The organism is Microcella alkalica, assembly GCF_014595885.1.
Lineage (GTDB): Bacteria > Actinomycetota > Actinomycetes > Actinomycetales > Microbacteriaceae > Microcella > Microcella alkaliphila_B.
Genome location: NZ_JABUKC010000002.1, coordinates 279,798 through 299,532 on the forward strand (window position 1 = coordinate 279,798; position 19,735 = coordinate 299,532).

Below are 19,735 nucleotides of genomic sequence, written 5' to 3' on the forward strand. Positions count from 1 at the left end.
TGCTCGCGCCTCAGTACGAGGCGAAGAACGTGTTGAGCACCCGATCGAGGGCCGTCGTCGTGTCGAACTCGTCGAACATCGACATGCTCAGCCGCACGAAGTGGGTGCCGTCGTCGGAGTTCGCCGCGATCACGTAGTAGATCGCGCCGGAGTCGCACTGCCAGACCTCCGAGAGCCCCGTGTAGTAGCCGTCGGCGTAGTCCTCCGTGCCGGCGCTCGCGCAGCGGGACTGCAGATCCTCCGCCGTGAGCTCGAGGAACTCGGTCGGCTCGCTGCCGGCGAACTGGGCGCTCGTCGCGACGAGCACGCCCGGCGAGGTCTCGTCGAAGAAGCCCTGCAGGCTCGGCGAGGCGATCACGGTCTCCCACGGGGTGCCGTCGGGGTACTCGACGCCGTAGCCGAGCACGTCGCTCCAGCTCGCCGGCACGTCGACCGACAGCACGCCGGTGTCGTCGGTCACCGTCACAAACTCCTCCAGACCCGGGTCGACCGGTGTCGAGCCGCCCTCGACCACGAGCGGCTCGCCGTTCACCTGGCCCACGAGCACCTCGCCCGTGAGCGGGCGGGCGACGACGATCTCGAGGGGAGCATCCGTGCCCTGGGCGTCGAGGATGTCGCAGTACTCGCTCAGCGTGCCCTGCTGCGCGAGCTGCGTGCCGTCGAGCGAGACGAGCACGTCGGCGGCCTCGATGCCCGCCGCCTCGGCGGGGCTGCCCGGCTGCACCGACTGCACCCAGATGCCCACAGGCTCGCCGGTCTGCTCATCGAGCGGCAGCGCCTCGGCGTTGATGCCGAGCGACAGCACGCTCTCGCCGGCGGTCATGCGGTCGAGCACCTCGAGCACCTGCTCGCGGGCGATCGCGTAGTTGTAGTCCTCGAGGTCGTTGCCGGCGTAGTTAACGCCGACGACGCGACCCTGCGCGTCGATGAGAGGGCCGCCGGAGTTGCCGCCGCGAATGCGGGCATCGTGCTCGATCGCGAGGTCGACCGAGGCCCAGTTGAACTCGATCGCCTGGTTGGCGGTGTTGACGATGCCGCCCGTGAGGGTGAAGTTCGGCGTGCCGTTGGGGAAGCCGGCCGAGTACACCTCGAGCGCCGGGCTGATGTCGCCGTCGCGCCAGGCCATGAACGGGTAGGTCTCGCCCTCGGGCAGCTGCAGCACCGCGAGGTCGAGGCACTCGGAGGTCGAGACGACCATCGCGTCGATCGCCGGACCCGTGCCGCCGCCCGGCCGGATCTCGAAGGAGGTCGCACCCGCCGCGACGTGGTTGTTCGTCACCGCGAGACCCGAGCGGTCGATGATGAAGCCCGAGCCGAACCAGCCGCCGTCGTAGGGCACGCTCGTGCCGGGCTCGTAGAACGCGCCCTGTGCGGTGATCTGCAGCGTCGCCGTCTGTGCGCGCTCGAGATTCACGGGGAAGTCGGCGGCGTCGATCTCGACGGGGTCGCCGAGGCCGACGCAGCCGGTCAGCGCGAGGGTCGAGGCGGCGAGCGCTGCCGTGAGGGCGAGGGCGCGGCGCCCGGAGCGTGCGCGAGCGAGCCGGAAGGCGGGGGCGGAGGCAGGGGCCACGGTGACTCCTCGGGCTGGGTGGAACGCCGTCAGCATCAGCGTGCTCCTGGTCGGGGGCTAGGGGCCAGAGCAGAAGGTCACGATTTCGCGACAGGGTGCGCAGGACGAACGACGTGCGCCGAGCATCCGCCGCCTCGTTCTGAGCGGATGCGGGCCGGGTGTACCCTGGGAGCGTGTTCGGCCAGCTCCTTCTTCGCTGCCGCGACGAGGCTTAGACCCTTAGCCTCCCTCGTCGCGGAGTTCGTCGTCGGCTGAAACCCCAGACCTACGAACCGCAGGAGCACCCCATGCAGAACCGTCAGCAGCCGTCGGCCATGCCGATCCACAAGTACCGCCCGTACGGGTCGTTCCTCCCCGTCGACCTGCCCGACCGCACGTGGCCGGCGCAGACCATCACGCAGGCCCCGCGCTGGTGCGCCGTCGACCTGCGCGACGGCAATCAGGCCCTCATCGACCCGATGAGTCCCGAGCGCAAGCGCATCATGTTCGACCTGCTCGTGCGCATGGGCTTCAAGGAGATCGAGGTCGGGTTCCCCTCCGCCTCGCAGACCGACTTCGACTTCGTGCGCACCCTCATCGAGGAGGACCTGATCCCCGATGACGTCACCATCCAGGTGCTGACCCAGGCGCGCGAGCACCTCATCGCCCGCACCTACGAGTCGATCAGGGGTGCCAAGCGCGCCATCGTGCACTTCTACAACTCGACCTCGGTGCTGCAGCGCGAGGTCGTGTTCCGCACCGACGTCGAGGGCGTGAAGGAGATCGCGCTGCAGGGCGCGCGCTGGTGCCAGCAGTACGAGTCGACCGTGCCCGGCACCGAGATCTACTACGAGTACAGCCCCGAGAGCTACACCGGCACCGAGCTCGAGACCGCCCTCGAGGTCTGCAACGCCGTCATCGAGCAGATCGCGCCGACGCCGGAGCGCAAGATCATCATCAACCTGCCCGCCACGGTGGAGATGACGACGCCGAACGTCTACGCCGACTCGATCGAGTGGATGCACCGGCGCCTCGCGCGGCGCGACTCGGTCATCCTCAGCCTGCACCCGCACAACGACCGCGGCACCGCGATCGCCGCGGCCGAGCTCGGCTACATGGCCGGCGCCGACCGCATCGAGGGCTGCCTGTTCGGCAACGGCGAGCGCACCGGCAACGTCGACCTGGTCGCGCTCGGCATCAACCTGTTCACGCAGGGCATCGACCCGCAGCTCGACTTCAGCGATCTGGACGAGATCAAGCGCACCGCCGAGTACTGCAACCAGCTGAAGGTGCACGAGCGCTCGCCGTGGGCCGGCGACCTCGTCTACACGGCCTTCAGCGGATCGCACCAGGACGCCATCAAGAAGGGCTTCGAGGCGATGGATGCTCGGGCCGAGGCCGCGGGCGTGCCCGTCGACGAGCTGCTCTGGGCCGTGCCCTACCTGCCCGTCGACCCGAAGGATCTCGGCCGCTCGTACGAGGCGGTCATCCGCGTCAACTCGCAGTCGGGCAAGGGCGGCGTCGCCTACCTGCTGAAGACCGACCACAAGCTCGACCTGCCCCGCAAGCTGCAGATCGAGTTCAGCGGCGTCGTGCAGGCCAAGACCGACGCCGAGGGCGGAGAGGTCACCTCGGAGCAGATCTGGGCGATCTTCCAGGACGAGTACCTGCCCGCCGCCTCCGCCGACGAGAAGTGGGGCCGCTTCGAGCTGCTCTCGACCCGCACGGCCTCGGACATGACGGGCGAGGTGCGCCTCGACGTGACGCTGCGCGACGGCGAGTCGATCGACGGCGTCTCGGCGACGGGCAACGGTCCGATCGCCGCCTTCCTCTCGATCATGGAGCGGGAGGGCATCGCGATCCGCCTGTTCGACTACGTGGAGCACGCCCTCTCGGCGGGCGGGGACGCCCTCGCCGCCGCGTACGTCGAGCTCGAGGTGAACGGGCGCACGCTCTGGGGCGTGGGTATCGACGCCGATATCTCGACCGCGTCGCTCAAGGCCGTCGTGTCGGCGGTGAACCGCGCGATCCGGCTCGAGTCGCCCGACCGCGAGCTCGTCTCCGCCTGACCGCCCCGGCGCCGCGCGCCGCGACGCCTCGCGTGTCGACAACTCAGGACTACTCGCCGAGCGAGCCCGAGATTCGCAGCGGGTGAGGTCCGTTGGGCGCCTCGACCACGTGTTCGTCCTGAGTTGTCGACACGATCAACCTGTCGGGTCGCACGGCTCCGCCCGAACGACTGCGCGCAGTCTCGCGTGTCGACAACTCAGGACTATCGCCGCGCGGCCCGGGGCGCGCGCCCCGATCGGCCGGGCATCCGGCGACGGGGAGGCGTGGGCCGTCTCGCGTTCGTCCTGAATTGTCGACGCGAAGCGGCAGCGCGTCGTTCGTCCTGAGTTGTCGACGCGGGCGGCGCGGCCGCGGCCCGCGCGGGTCGCGTCAGCGCGCGGCCGCCGCCGCCCACTCTGCGAACGGGATGCCCGGCCCGGGCAGCCCGGTGGTGTGCAGTCCCGCGCGGTAGGCCGCCGCGAGCCGCCCCGGCGCGCGCCACTCGACGACCCGGCGCCGAGCATCCGCCGCCGACAGCCCGCGCGCGACGAGCCACTGCTCGGCGAGCTCCGGCATCGGCAGAACAGCGGGCCCGCCGAGGTCGTCCACCCGGCCGCCGGCGGGCGGCCCGCCCACGAGCGACACCAGGCGCGCAGCCACCGCTCCCGTGTCGATCGGCTGGAACGACACGTCGAGCGTCAGCACCCTCGGCAGCCGCCGCTGCGCCGCGAAGAGCGACCCCACGAACTCGTGGAACTGCGTCGCCCGCAGCACTGTGAACGGCACCCCCGACTGGGCGACGATGCCCTCGCACTCGAGCTTCGACCGGTAGTACCCGAGCGGCACCGCGTCGACGCCGACGATCGACAGGTACACGAGGTGCTCCACGCCGGCGGCGCGCGCGGCCGCCACGAGCCGCGACGTCGCCCGAGCATCCGATCGCCGGTTCGTGGCCAGGTGCACGACGTTCGTGACGCCCTCGAGCGCGGCGGGGAGCCCCGTACCGGTGCGCAGGTCGGCGACGCGGTGGTCGGCCCCTGGCCGCCTGCTGAGGATGCTCGGCGCGAGCCCCGCGGCGCGCGCGGCCTCGACGGTGGGGCGCCCGACGGTGCCGGTGCCGCCGGTGATGAGCAGGGTCATGGTGTCCTCTCCGAGGGTGCGCGGCGCATCCCTCTCAGAGTCGACCGGATGCGTCGCCGATCTGTGACAGCGCCTGCGCGGTCACCCGGGCGAGCTTGTCGGGCGCGCGCACGATGTGCACGCCGCGCACGCCGTCGGCGCCGATGTCGAGCGACCACAGCGCGACGGGCTGCGGGTCGGGTTCGTCGGTGACGGCGAGGAAGGCGGTCTCGCCGTTCGCGATGACGGGGATGCTCCGCACGCCCCGCCCGAACTTCTCCAGCACCCCCAGCACGAAGCGCGCGACCTGCTCGGCGCCGCGCACGGGTCGGCGGGCCGCGCTCACCACGCCGCCGCCGTCGCTGACCGCCACGGCGTCGGGCACGAGCACGGCCTCGAGCGCGGCGAGGTCGCCGCTCTGCGCGGCCGAGACGAAGGCGGCGAGCAGCCGGTCGCGGTCGGCGGGGGAGACCGGCTGGCGCCGCCCGCCGTCGAGCGCCCGCCGCCCGCGCGAGACGAGCTGCCGCGCCGCCGCCTCGGTCGTGCTGAGCACCTCGGCGAGGCTGGTGTAGTCGTAGGCGAAGGCCTCGCGCAGCACGACGGCGGCGCGCTCGGGGCCGCTGAGCCGCTCGAGCAGCAGCAGGGTCGCGAGGTCGAGTGCTTCGGCGCGCTCGGCGCCGAGCGTCGGGTCGTCGCGCGTCGAGACGGGTTCGGGCAGCCACGGGCCGACGTACTGCTCGCGTCGCACGCGCGCCGAGTCGAGCGCGGTGAGGGCGAGCCGCGTGACGATGGTGGTCAGGTACGCGTCGGCGTTGTCGATCCCGCCGGTCGCGGCGACGGATGCCCAGCGCGGCCAGGCGTCCTGCACGACGTCCTCGGCCTCCGCCCACGAGCCGAGCAGGCGGTAGGCGAGGCCGGTGAGCCGGGAACGCGCGGCCTCGAAGCGCTCGGCGGCATCCGCGGAGGTGGTCGCCGTCGCCGGTTCCGTCGAGCCCGGCCTCCCGTTCTCGCTCGCGCGCGCCGCGTCGACCGTCATGCGCTCACCCGCGCCGCTGGCTCGCGCCGGGGATGGGGGAGCGGCGGCGCACGCGCGGCGTGGCGCCGACGACGGGGATCGCCGAGGTCGTGGGCCGGAGGTGGATCACGCCCGTCGACGTCGTGACGGTGCGGCCCCGCTCGCCCGCCGCCTCCTCGTCGGCGCGCCGCCCGCGCCGCGGCAGGGCGGGCAGCCGCGGCAGCCGGGTGATCGCTCGCTGCTCGGGCAGGCTCCAGCCGAACAGCACCGACGCGATGCGCACGCCGAAGGTGAGCGCGACGCCCGCGACGGCGGCGACGAACACGGGCACGTCGAGGGCGAGCAGCACGGCGATGAGCCCGGAGCCCGCGGCGGCCGCGACGGCGTACAGCGAACCGACGTGCATGAGCGCGATGGGCATCGTGAGCAGCAGGTCGCGCAGGATCGACCCGCCGACGGCGGCGAGCACGCCGACGAAGACGGCCGCGACCTCGGGGATGCCGAGGGCGAGCGCCTTGGTCGTGCCGATCGCGCCGAAGAGCCCGATCGTGAGCGCGTCGAGCACGGTGATGAGGCGGCCGAGGCGCGACAAGACCCGCTCGAGCAGCATGCCGAGCAGGGCGGCGCCGGTCGCGACGACGACGTACCAGTTCGACTGCAGGGGCGCCAGCGGCACGTCGAGCAGCAGGTCGCGCAGCAGACCGCCGCCGAAGCCGACGACGATGCCGATGATCGCGACGCCCAGCCAGTCGAGCCGCCGGTCGCGGAACTGGGCGGCGAAGAGCGCCCCCTGCAGCGCGCCGATGCCGACGGCGAGCAGGTCGGCCCACAGCGGGATCACGAACAGCTCGGCCATGCGCTCATTCTGGCCCTGCCGTGACCCCGAGCGGGCCCGCCGCTCCGTCGGCGGTTCGTGTCGCGCTGACCCGAACTGCTACACTGCGTTCAGGTCACAGTGACCTTTACCGCGATCGCGACGATCGCATCGTCGACGAGAGGGGGCGCGGATGCCCGCAGCAGCATCCGGCATCGGCCTCGCCGTCTCGACGGTCATCTTCGCGCTCCGCCCCGACGACGCGGGCGCTCCGAGCGTCTGGCTGCCCCTCGTCCGGCGCATCCGTGAGCCGTTCCTGCATCGGTGGGCGCTGCCCGGCGGCCCCGTCGCGCTGTCGGAGAGCCTCGAGGCCTCTGCCCGCCGCAACCTGCTCGAGACGACGAGGCTGCAGCCGACCTACCTCGAGCAGCTCTACGCCTTCGGCGACGTCGACCGCTCGCCCGACAGTCGGCTGGTGTCGATCGTGTACTGGGCGCTCGTGCGGCCGGAGGAGGCCGAGCGGGTGAGCCTCGGCGAGAACGTGCGCTGGTTCCCGGCCGACGACCTGCCTGACCTCGCCTTCGACCACAATCTCATCGTCGAGTACGCCCTCTGGCGGCTGCGCACGAAGATGGAGTACTCCCGCATTGCGCACGCCTTCCTCGGCGAGCAGTTCACCCTCGCCGAACTGCGTGGCGTGCACGAGGCCGTGCTGCAGAAGCCGCTCGACCCGGCGAACTTCCGGCGCCAGATGGAGGCCTCCGGCGCCATCGAGCCGACGGGCGATGTCGTCGTCGGCGGGCGGCACCGCCCCCCGAAGCTGTACCGCTACACCGGCGCCGTGTCGCTCGCCGACGCCGGGCCGCTCACCGCGCGAGTGGTCGCGGCGGCGGCGCAGCATCCGCGCCCCGCGACCGACGACGCCCCGCACCCCCAGGAGGACGCCCGATGACCGCTCTCGACACCGTGATCCGCGGCATCACCAACGGCGCCGCGGGCGAGGTCTGCTCGCCCGACCTCGCGAAAGGGCCGTGGGAGTTCGACGCGATGCCCGGCTACGGGCCCGGCTCGTCGATGCTCGACGTGATCCCGACCGGGGCGCCTCGCCAGGGCGCGCTGCCGGCGCAATACCGGGATGCGCCCGACGCCGAGCTGCACGACCGCATCCGCGCCGCGAAGGCCGCGCTCGGCGACCGCCTGGTGATCCTCGGGCACTTCTACCAGCGCGACGAGGTCGTCGAGCACGCCGACTTCCTCGGCGACTCGTTCCAGCTCGCGAATGCGGCGCTCACGAAGCCCGATGCCGAGTACATCGTCTTCTGCGGCGTGCACTTCATGGCCGAGACGGCCGACATCCTCGCCCGCGAAGCGCAGCGGGTCATCCTGCCGAACCTCGCCGCCGGATGCTCGATGGCCGACATGGCCGACCTCGACTCGGTCGAGGCGGCGTGGGAGGAGCTCACTGCGCTCTACGGGTCGTCGCCCGACGCCGACGGCCGGGCCCCGGTCATCCCCGTGACCTACATGAACTCCTCCGCCGCACTCAAGGCGTTCTGCGGGCGGAACGGTGGCATCGTGTGCACGTCGTCGAACGCCGCGACCGTGCTCGAGTGGGCGTTCGAGCGCGGCCAGCGCGTGCTGTTCTTCCCCGATCAGCACCTCGGGCGCAACACCGCGAAGGCGATGGGGGTGCCCGTCTCGCGCATGCCGATGTGGAACCCGCGCAAGGCGCTCGGCGGCTCGACCGCCGACGAGCTGCTCGACGCGCAGGTGATCCTGTGGCACGGATTCTGCAGCGTCCACAAGCGGTTCACGCCGCAGCAGATCGAGGCGGCCCGGGCATCCCACCCGGGCGTGCGGGTGATCGTGCACCCCGAGTGCCCGATGGAGGTCGTCGACGCGGCCGACGAGGCGGGGTCGACCGACTACATCCGGCGTGCGGTTGCGGGGGCGACCGAGCCCACGACGTTCGCGATCGGCACCGAGATCAACATGGTGAACCGGCTCGCGGTCGAGTACCCGCAGCATGAGATCTTCTGCCTCGACCCGGTCATCTGCCCATGCTCGACGATGTACCGCATCCACCCCGGGTACCTCGCGTGGGTGCTGGAGGAGCTCGTCGCCGGGCGCGTCGTCAACGAGATCGTCGTCGACGAGGCCGTGAAGGCCGACGCGCGCATCGCTCTCGAGCGGATGCTCGCCGCGAAGCCGCGCGACTAGGCCCGCGCCGTGCACATCGTCGTCGTCGGGTCGGGCCTCGCCGGGCTGCTCACGGCGCTGCGGCTCGCCGCCCCGGGTGGGGCGTCGACAACTCAGGACGAGTGGCGCGGGCCCGGCCGCGTGGGCTCGTCGACAACTCAGGACGTCACGCTCGTGACCGCGGGATCCCTCGGCGCAGGAGCCAGTGCCTGGGCGCAGGGCGGGCTGGCCGCGGCGATCGGCGCCGACGATCGTCCTGAGTTGCACACGGCCGACACCGTCGCCGCTGGCGCCGGACTCGTCGACGAGGATGCCGCGCTCGCCCTGTGCCGCGAGGCCCCCGCCGTCGTGGCCGAGCTCGTCGCGCTCGGCGTGCCCTTCGATCGCGCCGCGAGCGGCGAGCTCGCGCGCGGGCTCGAGGCCGCGCACTCCCGGCCGCGCGTGCTGCACGCGGGCTGCGACGCGACGGGCGCGCGCATCGTCGACGCGCTCGCGCGACTCGTGCTGGCGAGCCGGGTCACGGTGCTCGAGGGCGCGCGCGCGACGAGCATCCGCACCCGTCATGGAGCGGTGAGCGCGCTGGCCGTCACCGACGCGCACGGCCGCGACCGGGAGCTGCCGGCTGATGCCGTCGTGCTCGCGACCGGCGGGTACGGCGCCCTCTACCCGCACACGACGAACCCCGCGGGCTCGATCGGCTCGGGCGTCGTGCTCGCGCACCGCGCGGGGGCCGCGGTCGCCGACCTGGAGTTCGTGCAGTTCCACCCGACGGTGCTCGCCGGCGGCGGCCTCGTGTCGGAGGCGGTGCGCGGCGAGGGCGCCACGCTGCTCGACGCAGACGGCCGGCGCTTCATGACGAGGGTGGATGCTCGAGCCGAGCTCGCCCCCCGCGACGTCGTCGCCCGCGCGATCGCCCGCACGATGCGCGAGCAGGGCGGAGCACCGGTGCTGCTCGACGCCCGCGGCGTGGCCGCCCGGCTCGGGGGAGCCACCGCGCTCGCCCGCCGCTTCCCGACGATCGACGCGCTCGTGCGCGCGCAGGGGCTCGACTGGTCGCGCGAGCCGGTGCCGGTGACGCCCGCGGCGCACTACGCGATGGGGGGCGTGCTCGCCGACCTCGACGGCCGCACCACGGTGCCGGGCCTGTTCGCTGTGGGCGAAACGGCCGCGACGGGCGTGCACGGGGCCAACCGGCTCGCGTCGAACTCGCTGCTCGAGGCCGCGGTGATGGCGCGACGTCTCTCGACGCTTCTCGCCCGCGCTGGGTCGACAATTCAGGACGAACTGTCGCCAACGGGCGTCGCCCTCGAGACGGCCCCGAGCCTTGACGCTGCTCCCGCTCTCGCGCAGAGCATCGACGCTGCGGCCCTGCGCGACCGCGCCTGGAACTCGCTCGGCCTCGAGCGCGAGGGCGCCGACCTCAGCTGTCTCGCCCGAGATCTCGCGGATGTCCGACCCGCTGACGAGCGCGCCGCAACGCTCCTGCCCCTCGCGCGGCTCGTCGCCCACGCGGCCCTCGCGCGCGTCGAGTCGCGCGGCGCGCACTGGCGCAGCGACGCCCCCGCATCGGTGGAGGGGCAGCGCGTGCGGCGGGTCTGGGTGCCGGCGGCGGCCGTTTGTCCTGAGTTGTCGACGAGCCGCGCCGGGCATCCGCTCGCCGCGCCGTCTGCCCCCACGCCGCCTGCCCCCGCGCCGCCCGCCCGTACCGCCCCGCAACTCACCCCCGCCCGAGGAGCCGCATGACCGCCTTCGACCCGCCCACCGCCGCCGTCGACGAGGTCGTCACCCGCGCCCTCGCCGAAGACGCTCCGTGGGGCGACAGCAGCTCGGAGGCCGCGATCCCCGCCGACGCGCGCGCGACCGCCCGCGTCGTGAGCCGCGAGCGGGGCATCCTCGCCGGAGGTCTCGCCCTTGAGCGTGCGTTCCTCGCCGCCGACCCGAGCCTGCGCGTCTCCCGCATGCTCGCCGACGGCGCCCTGCTCACCGCCGGCACGGTCGTCGCCGAGGTCGAGGGGCCCGCCCGAGGCATCCTGCTCGGCGAGCGCGTCGCCCTGAACCTCGCCCAGCGTCTCAGCGGCATCGCGACGCTCACCCGCGCGTTCGTCGACGAGGTCGCCGGCACGAGCGCCACGATCGTCGACACCCGCAAGACCACGCCGGGGCTGCGGATGCTCGAGAAGGCCGCCGTGCGCGCCGGCGGCGCCCGCAATCACCGCTTCTCGCTCTCCGACGCGGTCATGCTGAAGGACAACCACCTCGCCGTCCTGCGGTCGCAGGGGCTCGATCTCACGGAGGCGATCCGCACCGTGCGGGCGCGCATCCCGCACACGATGCACCTCGAGGTCGAGGTCGACCGCCTCGAGCAGCTGCCGGCGGTGCTCGCGGCCGAGCCCGACACGATCATGCTCGACAACTTCTCGCTCGCCGAGCTGCGCGAGGGCGTCGCGCTCATCGCCGGCCGGGCGCTCGTCGAGGCGAGCGGCGGCGTCACCCTCGACTCGGTGCGGAGGATCGCCGAGAGCGGCGTCGACGTCATCTCGGTCGGCGCGCTGACGCACTCGGCGCCCGCCCTCGACCTGGGCCTCGACATCGAGCTGCGGGTCTCATGACGCTCATCGACCTCGACCAGGCGGCCACGGCATCCGTGCGCCGCCCCGTGCTCGAGGCGATGTGGCCGCACCTGACGGGGGAGTACGGCAATCCGTCGAGCACGCACGCGCTCGGCCGGCGCGCCGCCGACGCCCTCGAGGATGCCCGGTCGCGCATCGCCCGCGTGCTCGGCGTGCGCGCGGCGCAGGTGGTGCTGACCTCGGGCGGCACCGAGGCCGACAACCTGGGCGTGATCGGGCTCGCGCTCGCCGCCATCGCGGCGGGGCGCGAGCGGCACATCGTCGTCGGGGCGATCGAGCACGAGGCGGTGCTCGCCGCGGCGGCCCACCTCGAGCGCTGGCACGACGTCGAGGTCTCGCGACTGCCCGTCGACGCGGTCGGGCGCTACTCGCCCTCGACTCTCGCCGACCTGCTGCGGCCGGGCACGGCGCTCGTCGCGGTGCAGCACGCCAACAACGAGGTGGGCACGGTGCAGCCGGTCGACGAGCTCGTCCGCACGGCCCGCGCGGTCGGAGCCCGGGTGCACGTCGACGCGGTGCAGACGGCGGGGTGGATGCCCGTGGTGCCGGCCGCGGCCGGCGGTTTCCCGGCGAGCTCGGGCGTCGACGCCCGCCCCGACGGCGTCGCGATCAGCGGCCACAAGCTGGGGGCGCCCAAGGGGGTGGGGGCGCTGATCCTGCCGACCGGAGCGCCGATCGAGCCCGTGCTGCACGGCGGCGGTCAGGAGCGCGAGCGCCGCTCGGGCACCGAGAACGTCGCCGGGGCCGTGGGGCTCGCTGTGGCGCTCGAGCTCGCCGACGCCGAGCGGCGGGGGCTCGACCCGGCGTCGGGCGCGCCGCTCGCCACGGCGGTCGCCGCGCGCCGCGACGCGTTCGTGCGCGCCGTGGTGCAGGAGGTTCCGGGGGCGGCGCCCACCGGGCATCCGACCGATCGTCTGCCCGCGCACGCCTCGTTCGTCGTGCCGGGGGTCGGGGGAGAGCCGCTGCTCATCGCCCTCGACGACGCGGGCGTGCTCGCGTCGAGCGGCTCGGCGTGCGCGGCCGGCCGCGACGAGCCGTCGCCCGTGCTGCTGGCGATGGGATGCTCGCCTGAGGTCGCTCGCACCGCCCTCCGCTTCACGTGGGGTGCGTCGACAACTCAGGACGAACTCGACCGGGCCGTCGAGCTGCTCGCGCGCTCGGCCGCGGTTCTGCGGGGGTGAGCGCGGCCGGCGTGCGATCGTCCTGAGTTGTTGACGCGAGCCGCGCCCGCCCCGCCCAGCCCGGCGCGCGATACTGGAGCGCGTGCCCACCTACCGTGACGAAGCCGTCGTGCTGCGCACCCACAAGCTGGGTGAGGCCGACCGCATCGTCACGATGCTGAGCCGGCAGCACGGCAAGATCCGCGCCGTCGCGAAGGGCGTGCGGCGCACGGGCAGCCGGTTCGGCAGCCGCCTCGAGCCATTCATGGTCGCCGACGTGCAGCTCTACGTCGGCCGCAGCCTCGACGTCGTGCAGCAGGCCGAGACGCTCGGGTCGTACGGCGCCGAGATCAGCGACGACTACGCGAGCTACACGGCCGCGAGCGCGATGGTCGAGACCGCCGACCGCGTGACGGGCGACGACGGCGGGGGAGTCCAGCAGTACCTCCTGCTGGTCGGAGCCCTGCGCTCGCTCGCGCGTCGCGAGCACGCGCCGGGCCTCACGCTCGACTCGTACCTGCTGCGGGCGCTGTCGATCGCCGGATGGGCGCCGACCTTCGGCGACTGCGCCGTGACCGGCGCGCCCGGCCCGCACGAGCACTTCGTGGTGCAGCTCGGCGGCATGGTGTCGGCCGAGGTCGCGCCCCCGGGGGCGCCGCGCGTGAGCCGCGAGACGCTCGGCCTGCTCGCCGCCCTGCTCACGGGCGACTGGGCCACGGCGGATGCGAGCGACGAGCGCACCCGCAACCAGGCGAGCGGCCTCATCGCGGCCTACACGCAGTTCCATCTCGAGCGCGGGCTGCGCAGCCTGCCGCACGTCGACCGTCAGGCGCCCGCGGCGCCGCCCCGAGCATCCGCCGCCGCGCCCCGCCCCGCGTCGACAACTCAGGACGATCCCGCCACCGCCCCGCCGCACGCCACCCCCACGATCGGAGCCCCCGCGTGAGCCGAGTGCCCCGCACCCCAGCATCCGCGCGGCAGAGCAGGGCCGCCCGCCGCGCGGAGGCCGCCGAGCCGCTGCGCCCGCTCGACTGGACGGGCGAGCGTTGTCCTGAATTGCCGACCGCCGCCGTGCCGAAGCACGTCGCCATCGTCATGGACGGCAACGGCCGCTGGGCCAACCGCCAGGGCCTCACGCGCGTGGAGGGCCACCGCGCGGGCGAGGCGAGCCTGCTCGACGTGGTCGCCGGCGCCATTCAGATCGGCGTCACGCACCTCAGCGTCTACGCGTTCAGCACCGAGAACTGGAGCCGCAGCCCCGACGAGGTGCGGTTCCTCATGGGCTTCAACCGCGAGGTGCTGCGCCGCCGCCGCGACCAGCTCGACGCCTGGAACGTGCGCATCCGCTGGGCGGGCCGCCGCCCGAAGCTGTGGCGCAGCGTCATCAGCGAGCTGGAAGAGGCCGAGCGCCGCACCGCGAACAACTCAGGACTCACGCTGACGATGTGCGTCAACTACGGGGGCCGTGTCGAACTGGTGGATGCCGTGCGCGCGATCGCGGCGGATGTCGCGGCCGGCCGCCTCGTCCCCGATCGCGTCACCGAGCGCACGATCGCCCAGCACCTCTACCTGCCGGGGATGCCCGACGTCGACCTCTTCGTGCGCTCCAGCGGCGAGCAGCGCACGAGCAACTTCCTGCTCTGGCAGAGCGCCTACGCCGAGATGGTGTTCCTCGACACGCTGTGGCCCGACTTCCGCCGCCGGCACCTGTGGGGCGCGATCGAGGCCTACGCGGGGCGCGACCGCCGCTTTGGCGGCGCGGTCGACAAGCCTGCGGCGGCGACCGACCCCGAGCACGACTGACCGGCCGTCGCGCGGCCGGAGCCTCAGTAGACTGGGAGCTTCGTGCGACACCTCGCCGGGCATCCAGCTCGGCGCGATCTCTAGGAGACCCCCAGTGGCAGCCCCCACCCGTCTGGATTCCGTCATCTCCCTCGCCAAGCGGCGCGGCTTCGTGTTCCAGGCCGGTGAGATCTACGGCGGCTCGCGCTCGGCGTGGGACTACGGGCCCCTCGGCGTGGAGCTGAAGGAGAACATCAAGCGCCAGTGGTGGAAGACCATGGTGCAGTCGCGTCACGACGTGGTCGGGCTCGACTCCAGCGTCATCCTGCCCAAGCGCGTGTGGGAGGCCTCCGGCCACGTCGAGGTCTTCAGCGACCCGCTCGTGGAGTGCCTCAGCTGCCACAAGCGCTACCGCGCGGACCACCTGGAGGAGGAGTTCGAGGAGAAGAAGGGCCGCAAGCCCGAGGGCGGCCTCGCCGAGATCGTCTGCGTCAACTGCGGCACGCGCGGGCAGTGGAGCGAGCCGCGCGAGTTCTCCGGCCTGCTGAAGACCTTCCTCGGCCCCGTCGACGACGAGAGCGGCCTGCACTACCTGCGGCCCGAGACGGCGCAGGGCATCTTCGTGAACTTCGTCAACGTGCTCAATGCAGCGCGCATGAAGCCCCCGTTCGGCATCGGCCAGATCGGCAAGAGCTTCCGCAACGAGATCACGCCGGGCAACTTCATCTTCCGCACGCGCGAGTTCGAGCAGATGGAGCTCGAGTTCTTCGTCGAGCCCGGCACCGACGAGGAGTGGCACCAGTACTGGATCGACACCTCGCTCGCCTGGTTCATCGGGCTCGGCATCGACCCGGCGAACATCCGCCAGTACGAGCACCCTCAGGAGAAGCTGTCGCACTACTCCAAGCGCACCGTCGACCTGGAGTACCGCTTCGGCTTCACTGGCGGCGAATGGGGCGAGCTCATGGGTGTCGCGAACCGCACCGACTTCGACCTGTCGACGCACGCGGAGGCCTCCGGCACCGACCTGTCGTACTTCGACCAGGGCAAGAACGAGCGCTGGACGCCCTACGTGATCGAGCCGGCGTTCGGCCTCACGCGCGCGCTCATGGCGTTCCTGCTCGACGCCTACGCCGAGGATGAGGCGCCCAACACCAAGGGCGGCGTCGACAAGCGCACCGTGCTGCGCCTCGACCGTCGCCTGGCGCCCGTGAAGGCCGCGGTGCTGCCGCTGTCGCGCAACGAGCAGCTGTCGCCCGTCGCGCGCGAGCTCGCCGACCGCCTGCGCCGCAACTGGAACGTCGACTTCGACGACGCCGGCGCGATCGGTCGCCGCTACCGCCGCCAGGACGAGATCGGCACCCCGTTCTGCATCACCGTCGACTTCGACACCCTCGAGGATCAGGCCGTGACGGTGCGCGAGCGCGACACCATGCAGCAGGAGCGCATCCCGCTCGCGGCGCTCGAGGCGCACCTGGCCGCGGAGCTCGTCGGGGCGTAGCCGCGCGCCCCGCCCCCGCGCGCTCGAGCCGACGCCTGCGCGTCGACAATTCAGGACGAAGTGGATGCTCGGCGCGTGTCGGGCGCCCCAGGGCGGCGTGTCGCCGGCCATGGTCCTGAGTTGTCGACGCGCGCACCCGTCCGCCCGCTGAGCCGCTCCTCCCCAGGCGCGGTGGTCGCCCGCCACGGCCCCCATCCACCCGCCGAGCGGGCGACCCGCGCCCCGCGCGACGCACACTGGCTCGCGTGTTCGAGCAGCTCATCGCCGAGGTCATCCGCGCCGGGGAAGCCGCCGGCCGCGCCCACCTGGTTGCGCGCGGCCATCCCGATCGGCTGCTCACGGCGGCCGTCCGCGCCGGCGCCCTTCGGCGCGCTCGCCGCGGCTGGTACACCGTCTGGCCGGCTGACGATCCGCGCTTCCGAGCCCTCCGGCTCGGCGGCCGCCTCACCGGCCTGACCGCCATCATCGCGCTCGGCGGCTGGGTGCTCCATAGGCCGAAACGGATGCACGTCGCCGTGCCCGTCAACGCCTCGCGCCTGCGGTGCCCGCGCCGGCGACGCGTGGCGTTCTCGCGCTCGAGCGAGCGCCCGCGCGTGACCCTGCACTGGACGCGCGAGCGCCACGATCGCGACACCTGCACCGGCATCGTCCCCCTGCTCGAGGCGCTCGAGGTCGTCTGCCGCATGGAGCCCGTCGAGGACGCCATCGCCGCGATCGACTGGGCGCGTCGCGCCGGGCGAGCGGATGCCCTCGACCTCGCCGCGCTCGCCTCGCGCCTCCCGGCCGACCGGCGGCACCTCGTCGCCGCCTCGAGCGGGTCGTGCCACTCGCTGCCCGAGTCGCTCGCGCGCACGCGCCTGCGCGCCCTCGGCCTGCGCGTGCGCGAGCAGGTGATGCTGCCCGAGAGTCCGAGCCCGCTCGACCTCCTGGTCGAGGAGTCCGTCGCCGTCGAGGTCGACGGCGAGCAGTTCCACCGCGAGCGCTTCGAGGTCGACCGCGCGAAAGACCTCGCGGCGACCCGGTGCGGGTTCCACGCCCTGCGACCTGCGGCCCGGCACGTGTTCGAGGAGTGGCCCGCCGTGCTCGAGGCGATCAGGGTGGCGCTGTCGGCGCGGGGCGTGCGTCTGCCCGTCGCTGCGAGCGACCCGCGCCGAGCATCCGCCGACAATTCAGGACCAACGAAACGGTGCCGACGCCGCAGCCGCGCCGTTCCGCGGTCGTCGAGCCCGCGACCCCGCCGCCCGCCGCCGATGGTCCTGAATTGTTGACGCGCCCCCGGGAATAGGCCGCGCGCACCCGCGTTGACCCCAGCGTGAGCAACTCCAGCGCCCCCATCGACGTGCAGATCTGGTCAGACGTGCAGTGCCCCTGGTGCTACATCGGCAAGCGGAAGTTCGAGGCCGCGGTGGCCGAGTTCCAGCAGCACGGCGGCGACGTAAAGGTGACCTACCGCAGCTTCGAGCTCGCCCCCGACACGCCCGTCGACTTCGAGGGCAGCCCGATCGACTACCTGAGTCAGCGCAAGGGCATCAGCCCCGAGCAGGCGCAGCAGATGGTCGACCGCGTCTCGAGCATCGCGGCGAGCGTCGGTCTCGAGTACCACTACGACCGCATCCACCAGACCAACACGGTGCTCGCGCACGAGCTGCTGCACTTCGCGAAGGTGCACGGCAAGCAGGTCGAGCTGAAGGAGCGCCTGCTGCGCGCCTACTTCACCGAGGGCCGCCACATCGGTCGCGCCGACGAGCTGGCCGAGCTTGCCGGCGAGGTCGGGCTGGACCGCGACGCCGCCGCGCAGGCGCTGGCCGAGCACACGCACCTGCCCGAGGTGAAGGCCGACATGGCGCAGGCGGTCGCCTACGGCATCCAGGGTGTGCCGTTCTTCGTCATCGAGTCGAAGTACGGCATCTCGGGCGCGCAGGAGTCGGCGACCTTCCTCGCCGCGCTGCAGCAGGCCGCGGGCGAGCGCGACACCGTCGGGGCCGACGCCTCATGACCGCGGATGCTCAGCCGCAGCCCTTCGCGATGCTCGGCGACCCCGCCGCCGCGGCGTGCGAGGGCGACGCCTGCCTGATCCCGCCCACCGTGGCGTCGACAACTCAGGACTAGCCGCCCGGGCCCAGCGCGAGCGCCGCGCAACCACGGCGCACGCCCGCGTGGCGGCGGCCGTTCGTCCTGAGTTGTCGACAAGCCTGCCGGGCTACTCGGCCGCGATCGGCTCCGTGATGTCGGCGACGGTCGCGCCGAGCGCCGCGACGAGCTCGTCCGCGTCGACGAACAGCGAGTACCCGTGCTCGCCCGCACCCATCGAGACGCGCCGCCCGGGCGCGCCCACGACGGTCGCGTCGACGTAGACGGGCCACGCCGTCGTCGACCCGAGCGGCGTGATGGTGCCGCGCTCGTAGCCGGTCGCGGCGAGCGCGACCTCCGGCGCCGGCAGCTGCAGCTTGTTGACGCCCACGACCGCCCGCAACTTGGGCCACGAGATCTGCCGGTCGCCGGGCACGAGCGCGAATAGGAACGTGTCGTCGCTGCGCTTGACGACGAGTGACTTGAGGATGTCCGCCGGCGAGATTCCGAGGATGCTCGCCGCCTCCTCCAGCGAGCGCGCGACCATGCGCTCGACGAACTCCACCCCCAGGCCGCGCGCCGCAGCGTCCTTCGCCACGCGCTCCCGCCCCGGACGCACCCGCGCCTCCTCCGTCACCGGCCACTCCTCTCGTTCGTGCGGCGACGCTCCGCCGCCCCCGAGGTGCAACCGCGCCTAGGGTGATCGCATGCCCGAGCACCCGCACCCTGAGCCTGCGCACCCCGAGCATCCGCACCCCGAGCACCCGCACCACCCGATCCGCACCGGCATCATCGGCTTCGGGCTCGCCGGCCGAGTCTTCCACGCTCCCTTCCTGGCCGCGAACCCCGCGTTCGCGCTCACGACCATTGCCACGAGCAGCCCCGAGCGCGCCGCCGAGGCCCGCGCCGCGCATCCGGCGGCGAGGGTCGTCCCGACTCCGGAGGCCCTCCTCGCCGAGGTCGCCGACGGCCGCCTCGACCTCGTCGTGCTCGCCTCGCCGCCGCACGTGCACCGCGAGCAGGCGATCGCCGCGCTCGAGGCGGGCGCGGCCGTCGTCGTCGACAAGCCTTTCGCCCCGAGCGTCGCCGACGCCGAGGCGATCATCGCCGCAGCCGACCGCGCGGGCCGCCCGCTCACCGTGTTCCAGAACCGCCGGTGGGACGGCGACTTCCTCACCGTCCGGCGCCTCCTCGACGAGGGAGCGCTCGGCCGCGTGCACCGCTTCGTGTCGAGCTTCGAGCGTTTCGGCGCCGCGAAGCGCGAGCTCTGGCAGGGTCGCCTGACGCCCGAGCAGGGCGGCGGCATCCTGTTCGATCTCGGCAGTCACCTCGTCGATCAGGCGCTGACGCTCTTCGGCCCGGCGTCGCTCGAGCACGCCGAGCTCTCGACCGTGCGCGAGGGCCTCGGCAGCGAGGATGACGCCTTCCTGTCGCTGCGGCACGACAGCGGCGTGCGCAGTCACCTCACGATGAGCAGGGTCGCGGCCCGCAGTGCGGCGCGCTTCCGCGTGCTCGGCGACGCGGCCGGGTTCGCGGTCGAGGGTCTCGACCCGCAGGAGGCCGCGCTCCGCGCGGGCGCGCGCCCGAGCGACCCCGGCTTCGGTGAGACCGCCGCCGATCGGTGGGGCGAACTCGGGGTCGAGGGTCAGGGCGAGCTCGTGCGGGTGCCGACCGAGGCCGGGCGGTACGCCGAGTTCTTCGCGCGGCTGGCGGCGAGCATCCGCGACGGCGCACCCGTGCCTGTGGATGCTCGGCACGCCCTCGCGACGGTCCGCATCCTGGAGGAGGCCCACCGCCGTGATCGCGGCTGACGCCGCCCGCGGTGCAGACCTGGGAGAATAGTGCCG

16 protein-coding genes and 1 pseudogene are annotated in these 19,735 nt (G+C 73.3%); 12 read left to right on the forward strand and 5 right to left on the reverse strand.

What is annotated here, in order from left to right; all coding sequences use genetic code 11:
* Positions 1 to 10: 10 nt before the first annotated feature.
* The gene (locus tag ID804_RS05810; protein ID WP_169078035.1) at positions 11 to 1,570 is read right to left on the reverse strand and encodes a trypsin-like peptidase domain-containing protein; all 1,560 of its coding nucleotides are present in this window, start codon (positions 1,568 to 1,570) and stop codon (positions 11 to 13) included.
* Positions 1,571 to 1,857: 287 nt separating this feature from the next.
* Between ID804_RS05810 and leuA the strand changes: the two genes are divergently transcribed.
* Entirely contained in the window at positions 1,858 to 3,618 is a 1,761-nt protein-coding gene (gene leuA / locus ID804_RS05815) for a 2-isopropylmalate synthase (protein ID WP_169078036.1), read from the forward strand.
* A 370-nt stretch (positions 3,619 to 3,988) separates the two neighbouring features.
* Here leuA and ID804_RS05820 read toward each other — a convergent pair whose 3' ends face one another.
* From ID804_RS05820 to ID804_RS05830, 3 genes and pseudogenes are all read right to left on the reverse strand, one after another.
* Positions 3,989 to 4,738 carry an SDR family oxidoreductase gene (locus ID804_RS05820; RefSeq protein ID WP_169078037.1) on the reverse strand — a complete coding sequence of 250 codons (750 nt, stop codon included), beginning with the start codon at positions 4,736 to 4,738 and terminating at the stop codon, positions 3,989 to 3,991.
* Between the two features lie 34 nt (positions 4,739 to 4,772).
* On the reverse strand, positions 4,773 to 5,753 hold the full coding sequence (sigJ, locus tag ID804_RS05825; RefSeq protein WP_169078038.1) for an RNA polymerase sigma factor SigJ: 981 nt from the start codon (positions 5,751 to 5,753) through the stop codon (positions 4,773 to 4,775).
* Positions 5,754 to 5,946: 193 nt separating this feature from the next.
* Positions 5,947 to 6,588, reverse strand: a pseudogene (locus tag ID804_RS05830) (trimeric intracellular cation channel family protein); the annotation flags it as partial.
* Between the two features lie 151 nt (positions 6,589 to 6,739).
* On the opposite strand from ID804_RS05830, the gene ID804_RS05835 reads away from it, so the two are divergent.
* From ID804_RS05835 to ID804_RS05880, 10 genes are all read left to right on the forward strand, one after another.
* On the forward strand, positions 6,740 to 7,498 hold the full coding sequence (locus ID804_RS05835; protein ID WP_169078040.1) for an NUDIX hydrolase: 759 nt from the start codon (positions 6,740 to 6,742) through the stop codon (positions 7,496 to 7,498).
* Positions 7,495 to 8,766 carry a quinolinate synthase NadA gene (gene nadA / locus ID804_RS05840; RefSeq protein WP_169078041.1) on the forward strand — a complete coding sequence of 424 codons (1,272 nt, stop codon included), beginning with the start codon at positions 7,495 to 7,497 and terminating at the stop codon, positions 8,764 to 8,766. Before ID804_RS05835 ends, nadA begins: the two co-directional genes overlap by 4 nt.
* Positions 8,767 to 8,775: 9 nt before the next feature.
* Positions 8,776 to 10,488 (forward strand): L-aspartate oxidase, encoded by a 1,713-nt coding sequence (locus ID804_RS05845; RefSeq protein ID WP_169078042.1) that lies wholly within the window; start codon positions 8,776 to 8,778, stop codon positions 10,486 to 10,488.
* Positions 10,485 to 11,354 (forward strand): carboxylating nicotinate-nucleotide diphosphorylase, encoded by an 870-nt coding sequence (nadC, locus tag ID804_RS05850; RefSeq protein ID WP_169078043.1) that lies wholly within the window; start codon positions 10,485 to 10,487, stop codon positions 11,352 to 11,354. The genes ID804_RS05845 and nadC overlap by 4 nt, the downstream gene beginning before the upstream one ends.
* Positions 11,351 to 12,556 carry a cysteine desulfurase family protein gene (locus ID804_RS05855; protein WP_169078044.1) on the forward strand — a complete coding sequence of 402 codons (1,206 nt, stop codon included), beginning with the start codon at positions 11,351 to 11,353 and terminating at the stop codon, positions 12,554 to 12,556. Before nadC ends, ID804_RS05855 begins: the two co-directional genes overlap by 4 nt.
* Before the next feature lie 82 nt (positions 12,557 to 12,638).
* Positions 12,639 to 13,481, forward strand: a complete 843-nt coding sequence (gene recO, locus ID804_RS05860; RefSeq protein ID WP_169078045.1) for a DNA repair protein RecO — start codon at positions 12,639 to 12,641, stop codon at positions 13,479 to 13,481.
* Between the two features lie 71 nt (positions 13,482 to 13,552).
* On the forward strand, positions 13,553 to 14,338 hold the full coding sequence (locus tag ID804_RS05865; protein WP_211161068.1) for an isoprenyl transferase: 786 nt from the start codon (positions 13,553 to 13,555) through the stop codon (positions 14,336 to 14,338).
* A gap of 94 nt (positions 14,339 to 14,432) precedes the next feature.
* Positions 14,433 to 15,818: a glycine--tRNA ligase gene (locus tag ID804_RS05870; RefSeq protein WP_169078046.1), complete on the forward strand. Its 1,386-nt coding sequence runs from the start codon at positions 14,433 to 14,435 to the stop codon at positions 15,816 to 15,818.
* Positions 15,819 to 16,063: 245 nt separating this feature from the next.
* Positions 16,064 to 17,086 carry an endonuclease domain-containing protein gene (locus ID804_RS05875; RefSeq protein WP_169078047.1) on the forward strand — a complete coding sequence of 341 codons (1,023 nt, stop codon included), beginning with the start codon at positions 16,064 to 16,066 and terminating at the stop codon, positions 17,084 to 17,086.
* A 44-nt stretch (positions 17,087 to 17,130) separates the two neighbouring features.
* Positions 17,131 to 17,814 (forward strand): DsbA family oxidoreductase, encoded by a 684-nt coding sequence (locus tag ID804_RS05880; protein WP_169078048.1) that lies wholly within the window; start codon positions 17,131 to 17,133, stop codon positions 17,812 to 17,814.
* 204 nt (positions 17,815 to 18,018) lie between these two features.
* Here the strand turns inward: ID804_RS05880 and ID804_RS05885 are convergent, their stop codons facing one another.
* Positions 18,019 to 18,525 (reverse strand): aminoacyl-tRNA deacylase, encoded by a 507-nt coding sequence (locus ID804_RS05885; protein WP_396789989.1) that lies wholly within the window; start codon positions 18,523 to 18,525, stop codon positions 18,019 to 18,021.
* A 70-nt stretch (positions 18,526 to 18,595) separates the two neighbouring features.
* Here ID804_RS05885 and ID804_RS05890 point away from each other — a divergent pair, with 70 nt between their 5' ends.
* Positions 18,596 to 19,699 (forward strand): Gfo/Idh/MocA family protein, encoded by a 1,104-nt coding sequence (locus ID804_RS05890; RefSeq protein WP_169078049.1) that lies wholly within the window; start codon positions 18,596 to 18,598, stop codon positions 19,697 to 19,699.
* Positions 19,700 to 19,735 lie beyond the last annotated feature (36 nt).